Source organism: Streptomyces sp. NPDC091416, from assembly GCF_044756845.1.
In the GTDB taxonomy this organism is placed as follows: domain Bacteria; phylum Actinomycetota; class Actinomycetes; order Streptomycetales; family Streptomycetaceae; genus Streptomyces.
Genome location: NZ_JBIVTU010000067.1, coordinates 1 through 1,126, shown reverse-complemented (window position 1 = coordinate 1,126; position 1,126 = coordinate 1). Strand labels below are relative to the sequence as shown.

The window sequence follows — 1,126 nt, the reverse complement described above, 5'->3', positions numbered from 1 at the left end:
TTAGTGAGCGTTTCGTTCTCCGATGTCTGTTTCATTTGGTCTAGGTGTCGCGCCAGTTGAGGGTGGTCTCGTGGGTGAGGCGGCGGGTCATGAGGTTGATGGCGGCCAGTTGGATCATGGCGGCTGATCGGTGGGGGTGGGTTTCGTAGTCGCGGGCGAGGCGGCGGTGGTGCATGAGCCAGCCGAGGGTGCGTTCGATGACCCATCGGCGTGGCTGGACGTGGAAGCCTCTGGTGGTGGGGTCGCGTTGGACGATCTCGAGGTCGATGCCGTGTCGGGCTGCGTGTTCGACGGCTTTGGTCTTGTAGCCGTTGTCGGCCCAGGCTTTGCTGATCGTCGGGTGGAGTGCGGCGACCTTGGTCATGAGCTGGGTGCCGGCCGCGGAGTCGTGGACGCTCGCGGCGGTGACGGCGACGGCCAGGAGGAGGCCGAGGGTGTCGGTGACGATGTGCCGTTTGCGTCCGATGATCTTCTTGGCCGGGTCGATGCCTTGGCTGGTCAGGGGGACGGTGGCGGAGGTCTTGATGCTCTGGCTGTCGATGAGGCAGGCGCTGGGCTGGCTCGCGCGGCCTTCGGCCTTGCGGACCTTGCCGCGGAGGATGTTGGTGAGCTGGTCGAAGATGCCGTCGGTTTCCCAGCGGGCGAAGTAGCCGTAGACGGTCTGGTGGGGTGGGAAGTCGTGGGGGAGGTAGCGCCAGGGTATGCCGGTGCGGTCGACGTAGAGGATGGCGTTCATCAGGGTGCGTAGGTCGTGGGTGGGCTTGCGGATGCCGGCGCGGTTTTGGCGCCAGGCTTCCAGGGTGGGGCGGATGAGTTCCCAGCGGGCGTCGGACAGGTCGCTGGGGTAGGACTGTGAGGGCTGCATGATGCCTGGGTACGCGGCGGCAGCCGACCTGGGCAGGGCGTGCGGCGAGGCATCCGGGGCACCAGGGCGCGAGTTCGCAGACCTGCATGAACCAGGTTGCTTCTGAATGAGACGGGATCTCTCATCAGAAACCCGGCGCATTACTGGCCCACGGATTGCCGTATAAGCCACTTCCCTGGCGAATCACCGCTCAGGGGACTTCGCTTGACCGCTCAGAATCGCAGCCAAACACCTGATATGCGAACCAAACGCTCACTTAGA

Annotated in this window: 1 protein-coding gene; it reads right to left on the bottom strand. The window is 64.7% G+C overall.

Annotation, left to right across the window (positions count from 1 at the left end; translation table 11 throughout):
- Window positions 1-40 precede the first annotated feature (40 nt).
- Window positions 41-865, bottom strand: a complete 825-nt coding sequence (locus ACIQMX_RS42505; RefSeq protein ID WP_393686238.1) for an IS5 family transposase — start codon at window positions 863-865, stop codon at window positions 41-43.
- Window positions 866-1,126: the final 261 nt, after the last annotated feature.